Raw genomic sequence first — 25,695 nt, 5'->3', positions numbered from 1 at the left:
ATTCACCTACTTTGCTATTTTAGATACTATAGCGTTCCACTCACCTAAAGACTCTACATGTACTATTTCAAGTCCATTTTGAGTTAAAGCTTCTTTAACTTCATCTACTTTAGCATGTATTATTCCTGAAGATATAAATACAGCATCATCTTTCATAAATTGCTTTATATCTTTTGCTAGTATTTTTATTATATCCGCTATTATATTTGCTACAACTATATCCGCTTTATCCTTTACAACTTCCATTAAGTTTCCGTGAAGTGCATTAACACTACCTTCTACTTTGTTTAACTCTATATTTTCTTTTGAAACTTTTACAGCAACTTCATCTAAATCAACAGCTAATACATCTTTAGCTCCTAATTTTGCTGCTGCTATTGAAAGTATTCCACTTCCACAACCTATATCAAAAACTTTAGATTCTGGTTTAACATACTTTTCTAATTCTCTTATACACATACTTGTAGTTTCATGTGTACCCGTTCCAAATGCCATTCCTGGATCTAATTCTATTATTAAATCAGTATCTTTAGCTTCATAATCTTCCCAAGTTGGCTTTACTACTATTTTCTCACCTATTTTAGTTGGCTTGTAGTAGTTTTTCCATTCATTTGCCCAATCTTCTTCATCTACTTGAGAAAGTTCAACTATAGCTTCTCCTACATCTATTCCGAATTCTTTAAGTCCATCTATTTTTTCTTTTATTAATTTTATATCGTCAGATACATCTCTTTCTTCTGTTATATAAGTTTTTATTATAACTCCATCATACCCGCTATTAAAAATTTCTTCTTCAACAAAATCCCAATCATATTCATGTTTCTTTTGGAATTTAAAATCTTTAGGATCTTCTATAGATACTCCACCTACATTTTGTTCATATAATATATTTGTTATAGCTTCAACTGCTTCAGTTGTTGTCTTAATAGTTATTTCTGCCCATTTCATTTATGTACACGCTCCTTTTAAAATTCCTGTTTTTCGTAAACTTTATTATATCATATTTATTATTGTCTTTTAAAATAATCTTTTATACTTTAAAACACATTTATACTTTTATAAGTTTTAAAATAAATTCATAAAAATAAGAAAATAAACCTAAGTATTGTTTCTCTTAAGTTTATTTTCTTATTTTTATAGCTATGTAGATGAATTGTATATAACTATGGAACTTGTTGTAGCTGCATTTGTCGCTATGTTCATGGCTTGATTAATATTTGATATAATTTTATCCATTATTATACTATTAATTTCTATATCATCAATATATTTAGATAATGCAATAACTGCACTAATCATGTTTCTGTATCTTTCTCCTAAAATAAAGTTTCCATACCCTTGATGCTCTTTTAAAGTATCTGATATATATTTAATTTTTTCTATTAAATGTTTTACATCTTTTATATCTATAAGAGCCATAACTCCTATTAGCGGATATCCAAACTCATGAATCTTACATTTATTTTTTTCTAATTCCTTTTTTATTTCTATACATCTATTAAGTGTTTCCTTGTTTTTGTTAAAAGAAAGAACATGCGATAAACTTTGAAGAGTTCTACGATTATGAAACCCATTTTTCATTAAATACTCATATGCTATTTCCATATTATTCAATTCCTCTTCAATGTCCCTTGCGCTTATTGCAATTATACATGTTATCATGTATTCTTCTACACCTATTGAAAATGGATGATTTTGTATCATAGATTTGTATACATATCTCATTTTTTCTATACACTCATCTATATTTATTTTATTCTTATTTTCAAATATTACATTTGATACTAGTGCTAAACAATCTCCTGAGCAAAATTTATTTAATTTCAACTTTTTATGGATATTTAAAATTTCATCGAAGCTAGACTTGGGATTTGCTTGAAATGATAGTATTATTGCCGTGTTTATTGAACTTTTACCTCTAAAGTCAGAGAATATAGAGGTGTTTTCTCTTATAATTTCCATACTCTCGTTTACTAGATTTGTATTTATTTTTTTATCTTTTAGTGTATACTCAAGTGCACATCCATGTATTATTAAGCCCATCCAAGATGATGCATTCACTTTTTTCAATGACTCATAGTTGTCTATCAAAAGGTCTAACCTTTTTTCCATAAATCACCTCTACACTTTTTAATTTAATTTTTAATTATTTTCTCATTATATCTACCCATTATAATTTCATCTACATAAATTCCATTTTTTATAGCTGCGTATTTTTTTATACCTTCTTTTTTAAATCCAAAATTTCCATACATATTTATAGCTTTATTATTATCTGGGTATACACCCAATTCAATTCTTGTTAACATAAGCCAATTATCTGCTAAATCTAATATCGCTTCCATTAATTTTTTTCCTATTCCCATACTTTGATACTCTGCGTGTACACTTATTCCTAAACTACCACTATGTCTTAATCTCGGCGATGAGTTCACGTTCAAAGATACAATTCCAACTACTTTTTTATTTTCACTTTCTTTCAATTCAGCTACGAGAATATGTGTATTTAAATCTAGGCTCTCAGTATGCCTCTTTGTTCTATCTAACCTTTCGCTACTTATTGCTAGCATATTTTCCATAACGCCCTTCATTCGTCTTATTTCATTTATATCTTTTGAATCTTCAACTTCAACTGGTCTTATCGTTAATTCCAATCTTTCTCACCTCCTTACTATTATAATATTAATTGTAATATACTTTATTTAATCATGTAATAAATAAGAGGTAATTTTTCATTACCTCTTTATTTGTTATATTATTTTTATGCTAAAATCTAAATTTTTAGCCTTTATAATAGTATTTTCATTTAAAATTTTAAAGTCTATGCTTTTATCTCCTTGATATACATTTTCAGCTTTTATTCCGTTAAATATAAGTTTTAAACTTTTATAAGTATTTTCATACCCATTATTTAAAACTGAACTTTTAAATTCTATATTCTCACCTGAATTTATACAAAACTCATATAAGTTATATTCTCCATCTTTGTATTTAAAATCTTCCCCATTATCTTGATAGTGAGTATACTTGAAATTACTTTCGTATGGATATATATCTAAAGTGAGTTCATCAATTTCCTTTTCTCCTATATAGTTTATACTTGGATAATTTGGTATTATAGAGCCTTCCTTGATATATATAGGACACACATCTAAAGGAGTTTCTTTTATTATATATTGCCCTCCTTTAAGTTTCTTTTTATTCCAATAATCAACCCAATTGCTTCCTTTAGGTAAATATACCATTCTAGCTTTTTTACCTTGTTCTAAAATTGGAGCTACCATAATTTTTTCACCAAACATGAATTGGTCGTTTATTTCATATGTATCAATATCATTTTGATAATGAAGTAGCAAAGGTCTTATAATAGGAAGTCCATTGTCTTCACACTCTTTAAATAAATCATAGATATATGGAATTAATTTATATCTTAATTTGATATATTTTTTATTTATCTCTCCTGTAGTCTTATCAAATGCCCAAGGCTCTTGATCTCTAGAGTATATAGTTGTGTGATTTCTAAATAATGGTGTAAATGTTCCAACTTGTACCCATCTACTTAAAAGCTCTGGAGTAGTATCATATCCAAATCCGCCTACATCTGTTCCACAAAATGCCATACCACTAATCCCTAAATTCATAAGCATAGGTACGCTCATCCTTAAATGTTCCCATGTACTTTGGTTATCTCCAGTCCATGCAGTTGAGTACTTTTGAGTCCCTGCATAACATGCTCTAGTAACTACAAATGGTCTCTTATTTGTACTTTTTTTGATTCCTTCATAAGTAGCTTTATCCATCATATGCCCATACACATTATGAACTTCTTTATGTTCTACAATTTCTCCATCATTGTTAAACTTTAAATCTAAAGGCAATTCAACCCCTAAATTTGCAGGTTCATTCATATCATTCCAAATTCCAGAAACCCCTATATCTGTTAAATTTTTTTGATTTTCTGCCCACCAATTTCTAACTTCTTTATTTATAAAATCTGGGAAAACAGAGTGTCCTGGCCAAACCCATCCTGTATGTACAATTCCATCTTTATTTGTTGCAAAATACCCTTTTTTAAGTCCTTCATTAAAAATTTTATAATCTTTATCAACTTTTACTCCTGGGTCTATAATTGTGACTAGCTTAAATCCATCTTCATTTAGTTTTTTTATCATTCTCTTAGGATTTGGGAATTTTTTATCGTCCCATGTAAATACTCTAAATCCATTCATGTACTCTATATCCAAATATATGCAATCACATGGAATTTCTTTTTCTCTAAATTTTTTTGAAATTTCCATAACATTTTCTTCTGGACAATAAGCCCATCTACATTGCTGATATCCTAACGTCCACATTTGAGGAAGCGGTGTAGTTCCAGTTAAGTAAGTATATCCTTTTAATACATTTTTTACCGATGGTCCATATATAAAATAGTAATCTATATTTCCATCTATAGCTGCAAAATAGTAATATTTTGAATTTTCCTTACCTAGATCAAAATGAGTTTCAAATGTATTATCAAAGAAAATACCAAAAGCATTTTCTTTTCTAAGATTTATAAAAAATGGTATAGATTTATATAGTTTCTCATAAGTTTCTCCATGTGGGCTTGGATCATCTGTATTCCAATTTAAATAATGGCAGTTCTTTTTATTTAAATGCCCTGTTTTTTCTCCAAATCCATAAAAATACATATCATCCTCTAGCTTCTTTGGCATAAACACTTTAAAGTCCATATGCTCATTAGGTTTATGTCCTTCTTGAATTGCTATGTCTAATCTTCCTGCACAGTTTTTTATAAACGGCTCTCTTTTGCCTCTATAATCCTCACATAGTAATTCTCCTAGTTTATTATATATATCTATCTTAAATTCATCATATATGTTTACAGTCAGTTCACTTGTCTTGATTTGTATGTAGTCATTTATCTCAACCACTTCAAAGTCACAATCTTCAAATTTTAAATTTTCTATAGCATATGAAGCTTGCTTTTTTCTAAATATCGGTGCGAAAAAATTTATTATATTAGAATTTACTATACTTACCCTTGTTTCTATTTTTTCATATTGTATATTTATAATATTGTTTCTTATATTGTAATCTAATATTTTACCAAACATTTTTTCTCCTTTATATTCTACAAGCTGATGTGTTTTACATCAGCTTGCAATTTCATTTTATATACTCTTTATTTCATTAAAAGCGTCTTCTAAATCATTTTCTACTTTTAATATTTCTTCTTTATCAACTTCAACTATTTCTATAATTTGTTTAGCTCTGTGTAGTATTTTTTCAAAATTTTCATCATTTGTTCCTAAATCTTTATATAAATATTCTAATTCATTGACTTTGTTAATAAAGTTAATTAAAGTTTCTTTATTATCTATAACAGTTATTTTATTAGTATCTAACCCCAAAGCTTCTATTTCGTAAATCCTAGTTGCTCCACCAGAGCCTTGTTCTGATTTATTTATATTAACTTTTATGTACCTAGCTAATTCATAGTTTAAGTCATCATTAGATATTGAACTTGAGTTATTTGAAACATCTTTTATTTTTCTCCAACTTTGACCATCATTACTAACTTCTATATTATACTGAGATGTATTCATACTTTTAGCTTCTCCACCTGCTTCAGCATGACTAATTCTTAATTGTTTTATAATATTTTCTTTCCCTAAGTCAACTTGTATATAGTTTCCACTTTCTCCAAGTGCACACCATTTACTATTTAATTTACCATCAAATGCAAACTTAGCATCTTCATTTTCATTAGTTTTTGCATTTGCAATTGCTTCTTTGTTTAAAGCTAAATTCTTTAATCCATCTTTAGCTTGGCTACTTACAACTATATAATCATCTTTTTTATTTACAGTATCTCCCGCTGGATTTGATACTATCTGTGTTACAGAGTAAACTCCTGGTTTATCAAACTTTATACTCACTTCATTTCCTGTTACTTCTTCATTTTTATTTAGTCCTTCTATTTTCCACTTAACAGTTTCTCCTGCTAAAGATTTATCTTTAAAATTCACAGACTCCCCAGGTAAAACTATCGGTGAGCTAACTTCAAAGTCAGCTTTTGGAGCTTCTAGATCTGGCCATTTCACAGTAATTTTAGCTTCATTTTTTTCTTCACTTTTAAACAAATTACTTATAGGTTTAACTATAAAATTAGATTTAGAATCTAATTGAAGGTCTCTCTCAATATCTTTTACATAAAAAGCATTGGTTGGTGTAGACCCTACTAGTTCTCTATGCCCATCACTATGCTCTAAATATATTTCATAATGGCTAATATTCTTTTTTGATTTATCCCAAGTTAGCCTTGCATTACCATAATAATTATCTATTACTTTAAACTCTTCCACTTTTAAATTTTTTATCTTAGACACTTTGTCTTTAGTATTTTTGTTATTTATAGCTACCTGCCCTAAATTTAAATGATATGAACTAGACGATTCTTTTCCTTCTATAATTAAAGAAATTTCTTTTATTTTTGACTTTTCGAATTGACTTAGAGATGCTTTTGCATCTATCCATTCCCCACTTTGTTTAGATTCTAAGTTAATTATTTTATGCTCACCATTATCTAGTTCAAATTCTAATTTAATATTAGACTTTCCTCCACTTTCTTTGTACTTTATACTAACCTCACTGTTATTAGTTAGCTCTAAATCAGTTGCAAATAATTTGACCTTAGTTGTTCCTCCATTTGCTAAACTTCCATTTATACCTATCGAATTGCCTCCATAATAAGCATTTTTATAATCAATATTAGCAGTTAAATTATTTTTATTGTTATCAATTATCCATCTGTACGTAGGAAGTATATCCATCATTCCTCTATGATTCCAGTCCTTTTCTGATACCTGTAATCCATCGACATTGAAAAATTCACCATTACCCATAGAGAAGTTAGTTACAAATGGTAACTGTGTTATTGGGCTTTTCTCAACTATGTTATTAGAAATACCTTTCCAGTCTTCACTACTCTGACTTCTTGGATCTCCTTTTTCATTAACCCAAAACCTACTTTCTTTTTGTAAAAATTCATCTACTGTTTTTGATGAATCATAAGTCCAAGATGGACAGTATAATCCTAAAGAGGTGTTAGCTTCTTGATTTTTAGGGAATAAGTAATTCCATTTTATAGGCGTATTATATCCATTAGCTTGAACATCAACCCCTGCATACAAATCGTATTTATCTCTTCCCATTTTTTTTGCTAAATCTCCAGACTCTTTAAGCTCATTCCCTGTTACATTATATATAAGTCTATTATCATCATTATTTGGATCTACTACTGAATATCTATCCTCAGTCCACCAAAAATTTAAAAACATACTATCAGATAACTCTTTTCCCTTTTCACCTAAAAAATTCTGATTATATTGATTTAACCTATTTTGCCAAAATACTCTACCATCATCAATCATAGAATCATACCATACGATTTCCATATTTTTTGGCTTTATCTTTTGTAAATATTCTAAAAACTCTTTCATTAAGTCTGCAAGTTCTGGATTTATATAATCTGCTCCCCTATTTCCAGTTTCTTGATTTATAAACCATCCATCAAAATTATAATATTGTGCCACTTCTACTAATTTATGTGCCATTGGAAAACTTCCATCTTTATCTTTAACTAAAAATTCATGCATCCATTCGAATTTTCCTCCATAATCTTCTGGGGGGAAAAATACAGTACCTAAAACCGGAACCCCATTTGTATGTGCTGAATCTATTATATCTGCACTCGGTGGAACTATTAGTCCTTCACCTGCTGACCCTCCCCAGGCCACTAATGTATCAATATATTGCCAGTAGCTAAAATTGTATCCTTCAAATTCAGTTTTACCTTGAGATGGAGTAGAGCTGGTTGTTTTATTGGCTATAGCTAATGATATAACCTTGACTTCATCATTTTGTGAATTTTTAACAACATCTCCTTTTGTCCTTGCTTGTAGTGGAACTGTTCCAATGTTAAACTTAGCATCTTTGTCATTATTTGGACTCCATGCTAAAAGTTCTTTTGGATACCAATATGATGAAAATGGCTGCCCTGTCTCTTCTTGAATTTTCTGATCTGATTCAAGAAGCGCATGTCCTATTATAGGTGTTGATCCAAATAAACTTAACGCTACAATAGTTGATGTAATAGTCTTTTTATATTTCATGTAGATCCCCTTCCATTTATAAAATATTTACTACCTATTTAAATATTTATAAAGTGCTCCTATTTTACCTGAGTCATTTTGAAATTTACAAACATCAATATCTACCATATCAATCACTTCTGGATTTAATAATTCTAAGTTTCTTTTAACATTTTCTATTAAATCCGACCTCACACTTACTCCTCCTCCAATTAAAATCTTCTCTGGAGCGAAACTGTAAGCAATGTTGTAAATTCCTACAGCTAAACTAAAGTAAAACTCTTCTATTTCCTTTTGAACTTCTAAATCTCCACTTTCAGCTAGCTCAAATACTTTTTTCCCATCTAAATTTAATTTTTTTAGTTTATTAACTCTATCAATCAAATTATAGGTAGATCCGAGCCTACTAAATGTTTTATAGTTTAAACTTTGAAGTTCCGACCTTCTGTGTTCTAATATATTTATTCCAAACTCTCCAGCCATACCTCTATGTCCTCTATATAGTTGGTTGTTGATAAACACACCTCCACCAATTCCAGTTCCTATCGTTATGCATACAAAGTTTTTATTATCCATCGCATTACCTTTATACTTTTCAGCCATAGCAACACAATTAACATCATTATCGTATACACATTCAAGTCCTGTATGCTTCTTTATATATTTATTTAAATACAGATCTTGTAAATCAAATACAGATCCCATGAAATGTATATATCCATCATCATCTATTCCCCCAGGTACACTCATAGCAACTCCATCAATTTCATTTTCTAATTGATAATTTTTTATAATATCAACTAAAAGTTCCAAAGTTTTTCCTTCTCCTTGATGAGGTGTAGGAACTAAATTAGAATCTAACATTTCACCATCTTTATTCATCAAACTATATTTAATATTAGTTCCACCTATATCAAAAACAACATACTTCATCCTCAAATCCCCCTCCACAAGAAATAATGCATTTTTAAATTTTTCCATTATTAATTTTCAAAGTAGTATTATTGGCTATTGACGAAACACTCAAAGTGCGCCTTTTGCACTTCGTGTGAAGGAAATAGCCAATAATACTACGATAAGTCTATATGTAAAATTTAAAATCCATTATTCTCAATCAATTTTTTAAACCAATAAGCACTCTTCTTAGGAGTTCTTTTATATTCATCATTTATATTAACTTCCACAAATCCATATCTATTTTTATATGAGTTTAACCAAGACCAGTTGTCCATAAATGTCCATAAATGATATCCTCTAACATTACATCCTTCTTCAATAGCCTTATGAACATATTTTAAGTGCTCTTTTATAAACTCGATGCGATAGTCATCATTTATTTGTCCATTTACTTTAAACTTTTCTTCACCTTCTACCCCCATGCCATTTTCAGATATATAAAAAGGTATATTATTGTAATTGTCTCTTATGTTAATAGCTAAATCATAAATACCTTTTTCATAAATTTCCCATCCTCTATGAGGATTAATTTTTTTACCTGGCATATCATAGAAATCGAAAAAGCTCTCTGGTGTTAGTATATCTCCTTTTGCACTTTCCTTTGCCTTCACTCTTCTAGGCTGATAATAATTAACACCTAATAAATCCACAGTGTTATTTTTTATAATTTCTAAATCCTCATTTTTATAAACAGGAATTAAATCATGACTTTTTAAAAATTCTACTAACTCATTAGGAAACTCTCCATGTACAGATGGATCTAAAAACGATCTATTTAATATTAAATCTGCAATATTAGATGCGTTTAAATCTTCTTTTGAATTGCTTCTCGGGTATGAAGGAGTTAAGTTTATTATTATCCCTATTTGCCCTTCTAGATTTAATTTTTTATACTCCATAATAGCTAAAGCACTTGATAGCATTATATGGTATCCAACTTGCACAGCTCTCTTAAAATCCACTACAGCTGGATAGTGGTATTCACCTAGGTATCCACATTCTACAGGTACTATCGGCTCATTATGAGTAAACCAATTTTTAACCCTATCTCCAAATAATTCAAAACATAGCTTTGCAAAGTTTTGATATCTATTTACAACATCACGATTTTCCCATCCTCCTAGTTCTTGTAAATACATCGGCATATCAAAATGAAATAAATTTATAAAAGGTTCTATCTCATTTTCTAAAAGAGTATTAATTACATCATTGTAAAAATCTACAGCTATTTCATTTATACTTCCATCTGATTTTATAAGTCTAGACCAGCTTATTGAAAATCTAAATGAATTATGTCCTAACTCTTTCATTAATTTTATATCTTCTTTATATTTATAATAAAATTGGCTAGTATTGCTTGGTCCTATTTCATTATGAAATTTCTCTGGTGCTATCTCAAACCAATAGTCCCATATATTTTTTTCTTTTCCTTCAATATCAAATGCACCTTCCATCTGAGTTGCAGAAGAAGCACTCCCCCACCAAAAATCCTTCGGAAATACATAATCCATAGTAGACCTCCATATAAATTATTTTTTTACTTTTATCCCACAGTAGTCTAGAACTAATTCACAAAACATCATATTAGCCCAAGAGAACCAATCTCTAGTAAACATATTTGGGTCATTTGGATTAAACCCTTCATGCATTAAGTAAGTCCCTGCATCAGTATTTTTCATTATTTCTATTAATTCTCTTTTTTTGTTTTCATCATCTGTAGTTAATCCTTGCATTGCAAGAGATATATGCCATATATATCCTTCTGGAGTATGTGGACTTCCGACTCCACTAGCATATTTTCCTATATGAAACTCTGAATTTTCAGTGCTAAGTATAAATTTTCTTGTATTTATGTACCTTTCATCATTTAAATCAGCATATCCTAAATAAGGTATTGCTAGTAAACTTGGTAAATTTGCATCATCCATTAAATTGTAATTTCCTAACCCATCAACTTCATAAGCGTATATTTCTCCACATCTTGGGTGATTATAAACTGCATATTTTTCTATTCCTTCATTTATTTCATTTCTTAACATCTCAGCTTTTTTAGCTAATACATCATCATTTATTATATTCATCGCTATTTCGTTTATATAGCCTAATACCACTACCGCAAACATATTAGATGGAACTAGATAGCTATATGTACAAGCATCATCACTTGGTCTAAATCCGCACCAAGTCATTCCAATTTGTTTATGAACTGGTCCTTTTCCACTTCTTGCTAGAGTATCTAGTTGTCTACAATCTAATCTTTCAAATAAATACGGTGACTTTTCTTCGTGGTTTTGCTCAACTTTCCATAATTCTATTATTGAATTTGCAGCCTTTACAAATGTTTCATTAAACTGAGAAGTTCTACCTGTATTTTTATATAATAAGTAACTCAACTGTATAGGAAAACATAAAGAATCTATTTCATACTTTCTTTCCCAAACTTCTGGTTTCATATCTGTTAAATCAGTTTGATGCCCCGCCTTATTTGCACTTTCATTAAATGCATTTGCATATGGGTCTATTAATATATATCTAAATTGTCTTTCTACTAACCCCTCTATCATATCTGCTATTTCTTTATCTTCATTAGCTAAAACTAAATATGGTCTAATTTGACAAACAGAGTCTCTAAGCCACATAGCTGGTATGTCCCCAGTCAGTACATATGTAGTATCATCTTCCATTCTCTTAACAGTAGTGTTTATAGTGTTTAAGATACACTTTTCAAACATCTCTGCTATTTTTTTATCATCTTTAAATTTTTCCTTAACTGTTATTATTAGCTTATCTATTGAACTGTACATAATTTCCTCCCATAATTTACATAAGAGGCTACCATATTGATAGCCTCTTTATATAATTTAAATATAATTTTATTATTTTTTATCTGCCATCCATTTATCATATTGAGCTTGTATGTTTTCCATAACTTTATCTATTCCCGCTGCATCTAACTTTTTGTTTAACTCATTTAAATACTTATCTGTATCTACAGATCCTGTAAATAATGGCGATTTAAATTCTTGAACTATGTTTGATATATTAGCTACTTCATTGCTTATCTCTGTGGTATCTACATAGAATCCTAATGTTGGAGAAGCAACCGCTGACTTATTAAACTCTTCATATTGTTCGATTCTATCTTTTGGATCAGTATCGTATGATTTAGTTATAAGTACATTTCCTAAAGCCCAAGATGGCATATTATATCCTTTAGCTTCTTCAGTTTTAGTTATAGTCTTATCTTCATTTGTCTTATAATGTACACCCTCTATACCTCTATCTATTAAGTTTCTTAAATACTCATCTGTATTTAATAAGTTTAAGAACTTAAGAGCCTCATCTGGATGTTGAGATGTTGCAGATATTGACATTACAGATCCAGTAACTGAGTTATTTATAGTTAAAGGATCATGCATTGGTGTATATCCAATTTCGTACCCTGCATTAGATGACCACATTTCCTTAGCTCCTGGTGCATATTGTTCTTTTCTTACGAACCAGTTTTGAACACTCATCTCATGTGGATCAGTATCTGTTGCTGCTTGAGAATGTATGTATCCTTTTTTATAGAAATCTCTTAGTGTATTTAAAGTTTTCTTTACATCTTCTTGTTCATATAGATTTACAATTTTACTTGTATCTCCTTCTAAAGATATTGCAAATGGTAAGTTATCCCCTAATAATAAGTCATACGGCATGTATGGCATGAAGTTTGCTCCTGCCGCCATTGGCATTTTTAAGTCTGGGTTCTTAGCCTTAACTTTTTCTAATACTGGACCTAAATCTTCTAGAGTTTTAACATTTGACATATCTACTCCAGCTTTCTTAGCCATTTCAACATTATATGCCCATCCCATTTGTTGTCCAACTTCTTTATTTGCAGGTATTCCATATAATTTTCCGTTTATAGATGCCCCTTCTAAGAATAATGGGTTTATAGCCTCTTTTAATTCTTTAGCATTTTTATCTAACATTTCATCTGTTATTTCTAAGTATGCTCCCTTTTGTGCATTTATTGAATAATCACTTGCAAATGCTAAATCATATGGCTCTCCTGATGAAGTTATAACTTGCATTTTTTGACCATAATCTCCCCAGTCTACCATTCTTAAATCTATAGTTACACCTATCTTTTCCTTTGTATATTTATTAACTTCTTCCATAACCTTAGCTTGGTCTGGTTGTGGAGTTCCTATCATATACCATACTAATTCTGTGTTTCCATTTGAGTCTTTTGCTGCACCCTTATCATCATTTGAACTACTACATCCCGTAAGAATTGTTGCCCCTAAAGTCGCCGCTAAAAATAAGCTCGATACCTTTTTAAATTTCATATTACTTCCTCCCCAATTTTATTAGTAAGTTATTATTCTTTTACTCCTCCAACTGTTAATCCACTTATAAAGTATTTTTGGAAGAATGGATAGCTACATGCTATTGGCAATGTAGATATAACTACCATAGCCATTCTAACTGATTCTTGTGGTAAGTTTTGCATCACTTGCCCACTTAACATTGCATTTTGTCTTATAAACTCTAAGTTTTTTTCTATTTTCATAAGCATATGTTGAAGTGGTATTAAATTTTGATGATCTATATATAACATCGCGTTAAACCAATCGTTCCAATATGCTAATGTACTAAATAACGCAATCGTTGCGATACCCGGTAACGCCAAAGGTATAACCATTTTTATAAATATTTTAAATTCACTTGCTCCATCTATTCTTGCAGATTCTATTATAGATTCTGGAACAGACCTTTGGAAAAATGTCTTCATAACTATTATGTTAAATGCATTAAATGCTAATGGTAATATTAATGCCCATATAGTATTTTTAAGACCTAACACCTGAGTCATTACTATGTATGAAGGAACCATCCCTCCACCAAATAACATTGTGAAAAACACTAAGAATGTGAATTGTTTTCTATATTTAAAGTTTTGTCTAGATATTGCATAAGCATAAGTTGATACCATACTTACATTTATTATTGTTCCTACAACAGTTACTACTATAGTAACTAAGTAAGAATGCATTAACTGTTTACCTGATGTAAGTAAATATTTATAAGCATCTAAGCTCCACTCTTCTGGGAATATTGAATATCCATTTTGTAATAATGATTGTTCTGATGTTAAAGATATTATTATTACAAATACAAATGGGAATATACATGCTATAGCCATTATAGCTAGTATAATATTTGAAATTATATTAGTAATTCCTGTAAACCCTTCATTATATGCTTTCTTCTTTTTCTTCCCTAAAAGATTAGGCTTTTTTTCTTGTTCTTTAGATACTACACTTTCCACGATTGCCTATCTCCTTTCTTTTTTAGAATAAACCATATTCTGGATCTACTTTTTTAACTAACTTATTAGTTGTCATTATTAATATAAATCCAACTGCTGCTTGATATAAACCAGCTGCTGTACTCATACCAATGTTACCCATATTCATAAGACCTTTATATATATATGTGTCTATAACGTCTGTTACTGGATATAATACAGCTGAGTTTCTCGGTATATTGTAGAATAATCCGAAATCTGAGTTAAATATTCTACCTATAGCCATTATCGTAAGTATAATCATAAGTGGTACTATTAGAGGTATTGTTATATTCTTTATTTGTTGCCATTTACTAGCTCCATCTATAGTAGCAGCTTCATAGTATGTTCTATCTATTCCTACTATTGCAGCTAAGTAAACTATACTTCCATATCCTACACCCTTCCATATATTCATAAATATTAGTATGAAAGGCCAATGTTTCGGTTCACTATACCAAGATACTGGTTCTGCTCCAAATGTAGATAAAATAGAGTTAACCATACCTTTATCTGTACTTAAGAAACTAAATACAAAGTAACTTACAATTACCCAAGATAAGAAATGTGGGAATAGCATCCCTGTTTGATATATTTTAGCTAATTTTTTATTAGCTATTTCACTTAATGTTATAGCAACAAATACAGCAAATATAAGTCCTAGCACTATAAACACCAAGTTATACAAAATAGTATTTCGTGTTATACGAAATGCATCTCCACTTGTAAATAAAAATTTAAAGTTATCAAATCCAACCCACTCACTATTTATTAAACTTTGTACAAATCCGCCTGGGTGCATTTTATAATTTTTAAACGCTAATACTGTCCCAAACATAGGCAAGTATGAGAATACTAGTAACCATATAGTTCCTGGTAATACCATCAACAGCCAAGCTCTATTTTTCCATAAATCTTTCATGAATTTCTTCATCAGCGTCACCCCTTTTCCTAATTATATTTTATCATTAGGAAAAGCTTTTCTAAAGTTTACTATCTTTAGATTCGCTACACTTTCCTTAGTTTATGTATACGTTTTCCTATTTTTATAAAAATACACTTTCTGTTGCGTAAAAAAATGCCTCTTAATTAGAGGCATTTCTTTATAAGTTTATTTTTCTCCATTCACTAGGTGTAATTCCAACTATATCTTTAAACTTTCTATAAAAATAATTCTTATTTGCATAACCTACTAGTTCTCCAATTTCTGCAGCTTTTAAACTTGTTTCTACCAGTAAATTTTTTGCTTTGTTAACCCTAAAATTATTCAGATAATCCGAAAACAATATACCTGTTTCTTTTTGAAATAATTGCCCTAAATATATAGAATTTATATTATAGGTTTCACTTATTTCCTTTAAGTTCAGATCTTTGCTATAATTTTTTTCTATATTTCTTAAGAGCTTTAATATTATAGGGCTTATACTATCATCAGTTTCTTCTAATTTTGACTGTCTATGCTTAATCATATTATTTAACTCAATCTGTATTTGATCTAAGTTAACCGAGTTTATAACTTTTTCAAGATATAAATCTAATCCTTTTATAATCTTAGAGTCATTAAAATAATTATATACATTTAAAAATACTTCAATAGACTTTGTTTTAATTTGCTTTACTGTAAGATTCTCATCCTTTTTTAATTTACTAAATATAGATTCAATGTAATTTAAAGATTCTTTATTATCTTTATTTAACATAAGCTTTTTTAAATGATCGAAATCTATATAATCTATATTTTCAAGATTATATGACTTTTCTTTGTACTCTCTAATCCAAGATATATTTGGGTAAACCAACTTATATTCATGAATATCCTTAGCACTTTGATAACTACAATTTAAATTTTCTATTGAGTCAACGTACTTACCTCTACTTATATATATTTGTTCATTTGTTGTGCTATTAAGATCATCTTTTAAACTTCTTAAAACATCTTTATTTGCAGATTCTTTATCCATTATAATTAAAATTTGATTTTGAAGATTTACACAGTATTCATAATTTAAATTATCAATATGATTTAATATAAGATTATTTATATTACCGCCTTCTGCAAATTCTAATATTACTACACATAAGTTTTTATAATTTAAATTTACACCTTCTAATCTTAATCTATCCAATACTCCATCATTATTTTTATTACATATTAATTTCAATATAAGATCATTTTTTAATATTTTTGTATCCACTTTTTCTAACTTGACTTTTTCAATTTTTTTCTTAACTTCTTCTATAGTCTGTATCAATTCATCTTCATCTATAGGTTTAGTTAAGTAGTTTTCAGCCCCCATACTAATAGCTTCTTTTGCATATTGAAATTCTTGAAATGCACTTAGTACTATAAACTTAGCATTATGATTAATTTTTTTCAAATTGCTAATTAGTTCTAGCCCAGTCATTTTGGGCATCATTATATCAGTTATTATTAAATCTACATCCTCATTTTTTATAAAATTAAATCCATCTTCTCCGTTATTTGAAGTTCCTACTACATCAAATCCATATTCTTCCCAATCTATAATATATTTAAGACCTTCTAAAATAAATGGTTCATCGTCTAATAAATATAACTTATACATTTTTAACTCCATCCTTTAAAATAGGTATTTTAATTTTAACTATAGTACCTCTATTTTCTTCGCTGTCTATATGTATTCCATATTTATCACCAAACCTAATTTTAAGCCTGCTGTTTATATTCATTAATCCTATTGAGCTTTTCTTCTGTAAATTTTGATTTAAGTTTTCCTCAATCACATTCATTCTTTCACTACTTATTCCAATTCCATTATCCTCAACTATAAGTTCTATATCTTCTTCAATCATGTTTGCCTTTATAGATATGAAATTATCATTTCTATCTTTTGCCATACCGTGATTTATACTGTTTTCTATCACTGGTTGTAATATAAATTTTGGAACTTTAAAATCTAATAGTTCTTCATCAATTTCTACTTTATAATCAATTATTCCTTTATATCTTGTACAACATAAATTCAAATACATTTCGCAGTAATTAACCATTTCTGACAATTTAACATCTGATGCATTATTATATGTAGAGTACTTGAACATACTAGCCAAATTATATATCATGTTTGCAACTTCTTTATTTTTACTTGCTAAAGCACACATCCTAATAACCTCTAATGTATTGTATAAAAAGTGTGGTTTTATTTGAGCTTGAAGTGCATTTAATTCCGCTTCTTTTTGTTTTACTTCAGACTTATATGTTTTCTCTATATTTTCTTGCAAACTCTCACACATTCTATCAATTTCACTTGCAATCATATCTAGTTCATCTTCTTCTTTTTCAACATTAAATCGTACACTTAAATCTCCTCTTTTTATATTTTCTATCCCTTGCATCATATTACTTAATTTATCAGAGAAATTTTTTATTACAAGGTAAGTAATAAAAAGTATTAGTACAATACATAACAATGAAATTAAAGATATTTTAAAAATCATGCTTCCAATTCCTAGATCTTCATTTTTTATTACGCTAATATATTTATACTTGGTTTGTACATCTTGTTTTACACTTGCCAATTTGCTATTCTTATCTAAATATTTTTCTTCAACTTTTTCTACATTCCATATGCTTTTTTCCCTATAAGAATCTAGTATTATGTCATTAGAATTATCTGCTATTAAAAGTCTACCTTTTAAATTTGATCCATCAATTAAGTTATTTATATTTGTCAAATCAAAATATATATCAACATACCCTATTACATAAGTAGAATCTATATTTTTTATAGGCTTAGTTATTTTCCTAATATATTTGCTTTTTAACTTATTTTTCAACTTATACCAATCACTGTGTTTAAAAACAAGCTCACTTACGTATTCTTTATTTTTATCATTTATTATAATAGCTAACGCATCACTTCTACCTGATAATATAGTTTTTACTACATAGTCTAAGTCTGCTTCTTTTACATTTGTGCTTGAAAATTTATCTAATTTGTAACTTATATAATCTTCATACGTTGAGTTTATTAACATCTGAATTTCATCAGTAATCTTTTTTTGTGTATTTATTCCATTTATAAGAGAGGTACTTACTATATCTTGTTCTTCGAATCTTTTTTCTATATTAAATATCATCTCTGAATGTATGTTTAACTCGTTTTGTAGTTCACTCTCTAAATAATACTTTAAAAATATATTAGATAGTAAACAAATAGATACAATGGTTATTGCTGAATATATAAGTAGCATCTTACTAAATAGGTTTTTAGATGTGTATAAATTATATAGTTTTTTCAAGTTACCCCTCTCCCCATGTAAATTTTATGCCCTTTGAAGCTTTAAAAACTTTTTATATAAAATATTCATCACCCAATACCCTGGTACAACTATAGCAAAGTATATTAATAACCCAGGACTACTTTTTACAAAGTATGCAAGTAGAGCTATTCCAATTAATATTAAAATAGTCTCTTTTGGACTTCCCATGGATAACATAAATGAATTTTTTATATAATCCTTAGTCGATAATTCAAAGTGTACATAAGTTGGGAAAAAGTATATAAATGCAATAACAGAAAAAAACAAAGCTGCATTTACTAATATATAAATTACAGTTGCATATATAGCATCTATTTGGTATAAAATCCACAAATCAAATGCTAAAAATAAAAATATACCTAAAAATACAGCTCCACACTTATTAGAGTTTAAAAACTCCTTTTTATAAGCTCCTTTAAATGACTCAAAAATATTAATTTCTAAATCCCCTTGAACCCATTTTCTTAAAACATAAAAAGTTGCAACAGTTGATGGCATTATCCCTAATACAACCCCTCCAAGTAAAGTTCCTACAGACCAAAAAAGATTTAGTACTGCAAACTTCCATATCCAACTGCAAAAATTAAATATAACAGATTCCATTTTCATAACATATCACCTCAATATTAATATTTAAAAAAATAAAAAGGTCATCCAATCAGATAACCTTTTTACGTTAATTTACTTCCCTATGCTTACAGTTACTATTTCTGATTGTCTTAAGTGGATTTTATTTTCTGTAATTTTTTGGATTTTATCTTCTAATATATTCGCTCTATACTTATCCCCTAATAAAATACAACTACTTAAATTCAAAATAGTTTCTTCTTTGTTTAAATTGTATACTCTTAATATATTATTTCCATTTTTACATTCCCTTTTTAATGTTGACCACATTATACCATACCCCTCTACATTTAGTAAACCGTTTGCACGAGGTATTTCTCCACTTTGTATAGACATTTGTTTAGAAATTATAGGTATTTGGAATAAATGAGCTTCCTTATAAGAATCAAATACTTCTTTACCATGAGGTATTATTTCAAGCTCTACTTTATGATTTCCTAAACACTGAGCTTCTGGAGTTTCAAAAACTCCCCAATCACCTAATTCCCTAACACTTCTTAATAATGTAACTGCAATTGTATTTCTACCATTATTCAAAATTTCATATTCATTTAAACCTTTATTTGCAATTGTAAGTCCATAGTTATCGTCATGTATATTTACAAATGTGTGCTGATGTTGGCAATTGCATGGATTTTCACAAGATGTATGTGGAATATTATTCCTCTTTGCTACCTCAAATATTGATTCTGCATAATGAACATTACTTTCTATATCTGCATTAAATAACATCCTCATTCTATGATCTTTACAGATATTGTTAAATTCAGATTCAATCTTTAATCCCTTAGCACTTTTTTCTAAAGTTAAGGTAGTTTTTATTTCCATCTGTAATGTTTCTTTAACTCTTTGTGCCTTTCTATGCTTAAATTCTAATACTTCTTCAATTTCTTTATCTAACAAGTAATCTGCACTTTTGGGAATATCCCACTTATGAATAACTTCCACAACAGCCTTATATGGTAAATCTTCTTTTATATTTATATTAGCTTTTATTTCCTTAGTAGTTAATGGTGTTTCACCCTCTGGCATTTTATAAATATATTCATTACCTATGTCACCTGTATTTTCATATATACATAAATCTTTGAAAGCTTTACTAGTATTTTTATCTAATATATTAATACTTCCATTTTCATTTATTTCAACTCTTATATTTTCATTTTCTAATATATTTTCATTTATTAAGCTATTAATACTATTTTCAATGCTATTTGAGTCATCCTCTACTAAAGCATATGTATCCCATCCAAAAGACTTAATATTATTCGTTTCAATCTCAACACTTACTAGCCTTGAATAATAAGGTTGTCTAAATTTATCATCTGGCAAATCATATCCAAATTTTATTCCTAAATCGTTTGTATTTGAATCTATCTTATTTCCATTTATATCAACTACTTTAAACTTAGGAAGCTTTATATTTCTCATTTCTTTTGCTATTTCATTTGGATGTCCTTCTTTGAAATACTTTCTTACTATATCAACCTCAACTTTAACTAAGCCTTTTCTATCATACCCTGATGTATTTAAAACTAAAAATGGATATACATTTTCTCCTAAATCTTTAAATTTCAGCGTATTTATTTTACTAGATATATAAGTTAAACTTTCATTTACAATATACTTAGCAACATCCTTAGCTTTATCAAATCTAGCTACCATTTCTCTATGAACTTCATCTACACTACACCCACAAATACTGTCGTGAGGATGATTCTTCATTAAAGATTTCCATCCATACTCAAATAAATGATGAGGGTATTCAAAACCATATTGGCTAGCCATAGTTGCTATTGGTTCAGCTACTTTTTCAAATAAAGTCTGACAAAGTTGGTTCCATTGCTTTAAGTAAACTCTCGATGAGGCTGTATTAGCAAGTGTGTACCATCCATCAGTTTGCTGACTTCTTAATTCTCCCTTTATAATTTGTAAATCTTTATCTATATTACTTTTTAAATCATTTACATAATCTTCAAAGTTAGAATGTATAAAATCTATATCACTATATATGTTCTTAGCCATTTTGATAGCTTCTGATAAATCAGTTTGAATAGGTTGATGATCACATCCATTTAAAAATAACAAATTATTTGTTGATGCAAATTTTCCAGCATCATCTATTCTCTTACTCCAATAATTTTTAGCTTCTTTTTCATCAGTAGGTATTTCCATCCCATTACAGTACCAGTTAGCAAATAGTATTCCTAATACCTTAGATCCATCTGGACTTTCCCAATACATTTCAGAATATGGAGACTCAAATTTATCATCAGCACTTACTTCATTGTTAAAACCAGTTGGTTTGACACCTCTTCCAAAAGCTGCAGCGTCTATTCCTGCTTGCTTTAATATTTGAGGGGCTTGCCCCATGTTCCCGAAAGAATCTGGGAAGTACCCTATTTTACATGCTTCAACTCCATAATTATTTGCATCTTTATGACCATATTGTAAATTTCTAATATTTGATTCGCTACTTGTTAAAAACTCATCTTGAAGAACATACCAAGGTCCAATTTTAAGTCTTCCTTCTTTAATAACCTTTTCTAAAAGTTCTTTTCTATCAGGTCTAACTTCCAAATAATCTTCTAGTAAAACTGTTTGTCCATCTAAATGATAATATTTAAATTCTGGATCTTTCTCAAATGTATCAAGTAAAGTATCCATAGTTTTTATAAGCATCATATGATGTGTTTCATATGGTAAATACCACTCTCTATCCCAATGAGTATGAGATATTATATGTGCAGTCTTTTTCATAAAAAATCCCCCAATACTAATTATCTCCACCACACCTTAATGTAGTGAATTACTTGAAGTCAGAAAGCAAAGTGATGTAGATAATTGTTGACGAAACACTTAAAGCACATGCTCTTAGTGCTTTGTGTGAAGGAAACAATTATCTACATCACAAGCCTCTGCTCAAGCTAGATTACTTCATTTTTATCATAAGTGTTTTAATTTCATATGGATTTACAACAACATTTATAGAGTTTTCATTTCTTAAATTCTCTATTGGTTTTTCCATTAAGTTTGTCTCCATCCATCCAGTAATTTCATAATCACTATCTATACTTACATTTTGTCTACTTCCTGAATAATCATGGAAACGGATTATTATCATATCTTCATCTTCAGCTTTTTTTATAGCATCAACTAATATATTTGCATCATTAAATTTAAATAATTGCTTTTTAACCTCACTCTTTAACATTCCTTTTATAGATTTTAACGGTTGATTAAGTTCATATGCATGCTTTACTGTGTTTCCATCTATAAAGTCTCCACTATGAGGTAATAGTGAATAAGTAAAGTTTTGTTCTCCTTGATCTTGTACTGGATCAGGGTGTGTAGCTGATTTTAATAATGTTAATCTCATTACATTGTCTTTTATGTCATGGCCATATTTACAATTATTTAATAAACTTACACCATAATTTCTTTCAGATAAATCAACCCATTGTTGTGCAACACTTTCAAATCTAGCTCTATCCCAACTAGTATTCCAGTGAGTTGGTCTTTTTACATTTCCAAACTGAACATCGTACGTAGCCATAGTACTTCTTATATCTACTACAAATGCCACCTTAAGTAATTGCTTTTTCTCTCTCCAATCAACATTTGTTTTAAAATCTATTCTACTACTATTAGCGTATACTATCATGTCTTGGCTTATTGTTGTGTTCATATATTTATATTTAAATCTTATAACAGCTTTTATATTTCCGTCTTCTATTAATTCAACGCTTTGTAAATCTTTTACTTCTCTCATCTTCTCTTGATAGAATATATCAATATCCCACGCTTCATGTGCCATTGGCTTGTCTTCAAACATTTGAAGAACATTTCCTCTTTCACCCTTAGCCAATACTTCTCTTTTGTTTTCTTTATCATATATAGATGTTAATTGTCCATATTCATTCCACTCTATATCATATTTAGGAGTTGAAATTTTACCATCACAGTATTCGAATACTGAGTTGTTATCATATTGTACATCATCTACTTTTAATATTATTCTTTTATATCCAAGTGCTGGAATATCTTTAATTTCTACTGTATATTCATCTTTATTTCTTTGATATTTTAGTTTATTTCCATCTTCATCATAAAAACTTCCATCTTCATCGCATTTTATATTTATAGATTCAGTCCTGTCCCAGTTAGAGTTATTTACTATTGTCCAAGTATGTTCATCTTTATTTATATATATTTCTTCAAGTTTATTTTGTATATCTAATGCGATGTCTTCTGCTTCTTTATACTCTTGTTTTGCATCTTCATAAACTTCCGTTATAGACGAACCAGGTATTATGTCATGGAATTGGTTTCTAAGTATAGTCTTCCATCCTTTAGTTATTTCATTATTCGCATATAATGACCAATCATTGTTAGTTAAGCAAGCTACAGTTGATAACCACTCTGTTTCTCTATATAAAAGTTCTAGTTTTCTATTCATCATTTTAGTGTATGCCTGACTTGTATATGTACCTCTATGATATTCTAAGTATAATTCTCCATCCCATGTATGAACATATTCGTCAGTTTTTTCTACCTTTTCTTTTAAACATCTAAAGTATTCACTAGCTTTTCCAGTCTTTACATTAGGTAATCCTGGCATTTTATCTAATCTTTTTCTATACTCTAACATTTCACGGTTTACTCCACCGCCACCGTCTCCAAAACCATAAGATACTAATAAATCATTAGTTATTCCTTTATCTGTATATGCATCCCATACCCCTTTTACTGTTTTAGGTGTAAGTCTTCCATTGTATGTATAAAACCAAGATCCAGGTTGACTCCATGGTTCTGGAGTTGTTATAAAGTGAGTTAGTATTTCTGAACCATCTATTCCTCTCCACTTAAATGTATCATGCGGCATTCTATTATATTGATTCCAACTTATCTTAGTTGTCATAAACATATCTATTCCAGATTTTTTTAATATTTGAGGTAACGCCCATGAGTATCCAAAAACATCTGGTAACCATAAATATTCAACATCTTTATTGAATTCTTCTTTTATGAATCTCGAACCTACTAAAATTTGTCTTACTAAAGATTCTCCTGATGGTATATTACAGTCTGCTTCTAACCACATTCCACCATCAACTTCCCAGTTACCATCTTTAACCTTTTGTTTTATAGCTTCATATAATTCTGGGTAATCATTTTTTACATATTCATATAACTGAGGTTGTGTTTGTAAAAATATGTACTCAGGATATCTTTCCATTAATCTTAATACTGTTGAAAATGACCTTGCGCATTTCTCTCTAGTATGTTTTAATCTCCAAAGCCAAGCAACATCTATATGAGTGTGTCCAATGCAAGTTACATTAACCACTGAATGTTTATCAATTTTATCTATTTCTTTATTTAAGTAATCTGAGGCTTCATGTAGTGAATTATAAAAATCTTCATTACCTGGATATGCCCAGTCAATTAATTTAAATGCATTATTTAGTATTTTTGTTAAGTGAACTTTATCTGGAGAATACTCATCTAGTTCTCCTATAGTTTCTAAAATTACACTTGCATTATAGAACAAATCATCTACTTTTTCATCTAACCACGCTAATTGAGCTCTATTTATACGATGTTCTTGTTCTCTTGGAATTCCTCCTCCTTCAAGCCCAGTCCATAGTCTAAATATTAATTCCACGCTAGTTCCATTAATATCTTTCGGTAAAAATACTTCTTTGTGATTGCTATCAACCCCTTGGTAAGGCTTATTATTTAGATAAAATAACGATTCAAATCCAGAGTTGTTCCCAGCTCCAGTTTCTCCAAAATCAAATATACCAACAACAGTTTTTTTCTCCCAGTTTAATGGTATATCAACTTGCTTTTGCATCCAAAGGTATAAATCTCTTCCTTTCCATGTCTCCCCAGTTTTTATAACTCCATCATACTCAGTTGGAATATTAGGCGCTATATCTCTGTCCCCATTTAACTTTGTGTTAAAATATTCAAGTTCTACTTTATCTCTATATCTATAATCATCTAGTTCATGTATTCTATTTCTAAGCTTATCTATTGTATAAAACATATCTTTCATGCTTTTTTCTCCCCCTTCGCTAATATAGTCTCATTATATTTAGAAACGTTTTCACTGTCAATTTGATATAAACATCTATATTTACTTAGTATAGCTTTTATAATATAAGTGTAGTTTTAGCTTATTTTTTGTTAATTAGTTCTTTATTTTTATCAATTGTAAAAAGTGTACAAACTTAAGTTTATATTCATTATTCTTATATAAAATTAATATACAGCACTACTTTGAAAACATTTTCTTAAATTATT

The 25,695-nt window shown here is 29.0% G+C and carries 16 protein-coding genes; all 16 read right to left on the bottom strand.

Annotated elements, in window-relative coordinates:
• Nucleotides 1–6: 6 nt before the first annotated feature.
• Nucleotides 7–948, bottom strand: a complete 942-nt coding sequence (gene prmA, locus VN21_RS10775) for a 50S ribosomal protein L11 methyltransferase (protein WP_046823276.1) — start codon at nt 946–948, stop codon at nt 7–9.
• A 192-nt stretch (nt 949–1,140) separates the two neighbouring features.
• A complete protein-coding gene (locus VN21_RS10770) occupies nt 1,141–2,112 on the bottom strand; it encodes a DUF4003 family protein (RefSeq protein ID WP_052952044.1) in 972 nt (323 codons plus the stop codon).
• 23 nt (nt 2,113–2,135) lie between these two features.
• Complete coding sequence (locus tag VN21_RS10765) at nt 2,136–2,654, bottom strand: GNAT family N-acetyltransferase (protein ID WP_046823275.1); 519 nt, start codon at nt 2,652–2,654, stop codon at nt 2,136–2,138.
• Nucleotides 2,655–2,750: 96 nt separating this feature from the next.
• Nucleotides 2,751–5,120 (bottom strand): glycoside hydrolase family 31 protein, encoded by a 2,370-nt coding sequence (locus VN21_RS10760; protein WP_046823274.1) that lies wholly within the window; start codon nt 5,118–5,120, stop codon nt 2,751–2,753.
• A gap of 57 nt (nt 5,121–5,177) precedes the next feature.
• Nucleotides 5,178–8,180: an endo-beta-N-acetylglucosaminidase gene (locus VN21_RS10755; RefSeq protein ID WP_052952043.1), complete on the bottom strand. Its 3,003-nt coding sequence runs from the start codon at nt 8,178–8,180 to the stop codon at nt 5,178–5,180.
• Nucleotides 8,181–8,210: 30 nt separating this feature from the next.
• Complete coding sequence (locus VN21_RS10750; RefSeq protein WP_046823273.1) at nt 8,211–9,092, bottom strand: ROK family protein; 882 nt, start codon at nt 9,090–9,092, stop codon at nt 8,211–8,213.
• A gap of 161 nt (nt 9,093–9,253) precedes the next feature.
• The gene (locus VN21_RS10745) at nt 9,254–10,627 is read right to left on the bottom strand and encodes a glycoside hydrolase family 1 protein (RefSeq protein ID WP_046823272.1); all 1,374 of its coding nucleotides are present in this window, start codon (nt 10,625–10,627) and stop codon (nt 9,254–9,256) included.
• A gap of 18 nt (nt 10,628–10,645) precedes the next feature.
• Nucleotides 10,646–11,920, bottom strand: coding sequence for a glycoside hydrolase family 125 protein (locus VN21_RS10740; RefSeq protein ID WP_046823271.1), 1,275 nt, complete (start codon nt 11,918–11,920; stop codon nt 10,646–10,648).
• A gap of 72 nt (nt 11,921–11,992) precedes the next feature.
• Nucleotides 11,993–13,453, bottom strand: a complete 1,461-nt coding sequence (locus VN21_RS10735) for an ABC transporter substrate-binding protein (protein WP_046823270.1) — start codon at nt 13,451–13,453, stop codon at nt 11,993–11,995.
• A gap of 32 nt (nt 13,454–13,485) precedes the next feature.
• Nucleotides 13,486–14,436: a carbohydrate ABC transporter permease gene (locus VN21_RS10730; RefSeq protein ID WP_226896700.1), complete on the bottom strand. Its 951-nt coding sequence runs from the start codon at nt 14,434–14,436 to the stop codon at nt 13,486–13,488.
• 22 nt (nt 14,437–14,458) lie between these two features.
• Nucleotides 14,459–15,388 carry an ABC transporter permease gene (locus tag VN21_RS10725; protein ID WP_046823269.1) on the bottom strand — a complete coding sequence of 310 codons (930 nt, stop codon included), beginning with the start codon at nt 15,386–15,388 and terminating at the stop codon, nt 14,459–14,461.
• Between the two features lie 169 nt (nt 15,389–15,557).
• A complete protein-coding gene (locus VN21_RS10720) occupies nt 15,558–17,039 on the bottom strand; it encodes a response regulator transcription factor (RefSeq protein WP_046823268.1) in 1,482 nt (493 codons plus the stop codon).
• Nucleotides 17,032–18,735 (bottom strand): sensor histidine kinase, encoded by a 1,704-nt coding sequence (locus tag VN21_RS10715; RefSeq protein ID WP_046823267.1) that lies wholly within the window; start codon nt 18,733–18,735, stop codon nt 17,032–17,034. Before VN21_RS10715 ends, VN21_RS10720 begins: the two co-directional genes overlap by 8 nt.
• Nucleotides 18,736–18,759: 24 nt before the next feature.
• Nucleotides 18,760–19,365 carry a YesL family protein gene (locus VN21_RS10710; RefSeq protein WP_046823266.1) on the bottom strand — a complete coding sequence of 202 codons (606 nt, stop codon included), beginning with the start codon at nt 19,363–19,365 and terminating at the stop codon, nt 18,760–18,762.
• A gap of 72 nt (nt 19,366–19,437) precedes the next feature.
• Nucleotides 19,438–22,143 (bottom strand): alpha-mannosidase, encoded by a 2,706-nt coding sequence (locus tag VN21_RS10705; protein ID WP_046823265.1) that lies wholly within the window; start codon nt 22,141–22,143, stop codon nt 19,438–19,440.
• 172 nt (nt 22,144–22,315) lie between these two features.
• Nucleotides 22,316–25,447: an alpha-mannosidase gene (locus VN21_RS10700; RefSeq protein WP_084822078.1), complete on the bottom strand. Its 3,132-nt coding sequence runs from the start codon at nt 25,445–25,447 to the stop codon at nt 22,316–22,318.
• Nucleotides 25,448–25,695 lie beyond the last annotated feature (248 nt).

The organism is Paraclostridium benzoelyticum (assembly GCF_001006285.1).
Classification (GTDB): domain Bacteria; phylum Bacillota; class Clostridia; order Peptostreptococcales; family Peptostreptococcaceae; genus Paraclostridium; species Paraclostridium benzoelyticum.
Note: the sequence above shows the minus strand (reverse complement) of the source record. Positions and strands in the feature narration are given on the sequence as shown.